Raw genomic sequence first — 1,079 nt, 5'->3', positions numbered from 1 at the left:
TCTGTGCCGGTCGGGCAGAAGGGCAGCGTGAAGGCTCCGGGCGGTTACCACGGCAAGCGGGAGTGGTTCGCCAAGTCCCGCCGTCTGCACGTGCTCGAAGACCGGCTTCAGGCAGTGCGGGCCGACCGGGAGACCGGAGTGGTGCGTGTGGTGCGGGGCAGCAAGCGGCTGCTGAACACCCGCCACCACCTCGATGCCTCCCAGCTCACCGAGGAGCAGTGGCGTGCGCGGTGGCTGGCCGGGCGCCGGTTCCTCGCCGCGGACGGCGAGTCCGGCAAGCGGTACGGCAACGAGACCATCCGCGTCACTGCCGACGGCGAGGTGTCGGTCAAGCTGCCCGCGCCGCTGGCGCACCTGGCGAACGCCCCGCACGGCCGGTACGTGCTTACCGGCCGTGTGGTGTTCGCGCACCGGGGCGAGCAGTGGGCCGACCGCATCACCGCCAACCGGGCCGTCGCGTACCGCATCCACGAAGACACCGGCCGGGGCCGCTGGTACCTCACCGCCTCCTGGACCATCCCCCCGGCCCAGACGATGCCGCTGGAGGCCGCCCGCGCGGGCGGCCTGGCCGGGGTGGACACCAACGCCGACCACCTCGCCGTCTGGCGCCTCGACCCACACGGCAACCCCGTCGGCGCACCACTCCGCTTCGACTACGACCTGTCCGGCACCGCCGATCACCGCGACGCCCAGGTCCGTCACGCTCTGATCCGCCTGCTGCACTGGGCCAAACGCCATCACCTGGCCATCGCGGTCGAAGACCTCGACTTCCAGGCGGAGAAGAGCCGGGAGAAGCACGGCCGCCAAAAGCGGTTCCGCAAGCTGATCTCCGGCCTGCCCACCTCCAGGCTGCGGGCCAGACTCGTCAGCATGGCGGCCGAACTCGGCATCCCGGTCATCGCCGTCGACCCCGCCTACACCTCCCGCTTGGGCGCCCACCACTGGCAGAAGCCACTGACGAGCAAGAACAAGAAGACCACTCGCCATCATGCGGCAGCGGTGGCGATCGGAAGGCGCGCCCTGGGGCACCCGATCCGGCGACGGACGGCACCGCCCCCTGCTCACCGGAGTGATGAGCA

The 1,079-nt window shown here is 71.3% G+C and carries 1 protein-coding gene; it reads left to right on the top strand.

The features are described from left to right. Positions 1–1,079, top strand: a 1,079-nt coding sequence (locus F3T56_RS02110) for an IS200/IS605 family accessory protein TnpB-related protein (RefSeq protein ID WP_246203333.1), incomplete at both ends; no start/stop codon positions are given.

This window comes from Streptomyces tailanensis (assembly GCF_008386495.1).
Taxonomy (GTDB): domain Bacteria; phylum Actinomycetota; class Actinomycetes; order Streptomycetales; family Streptomycetaceae; genus Streptomyces; species Streptomyces tailanensis.
The sequence above is the reverse complement of the archived record's forward strand: the minus strand, read 5'-3'. Positions and strand labels throughout refer to the sequence as shown.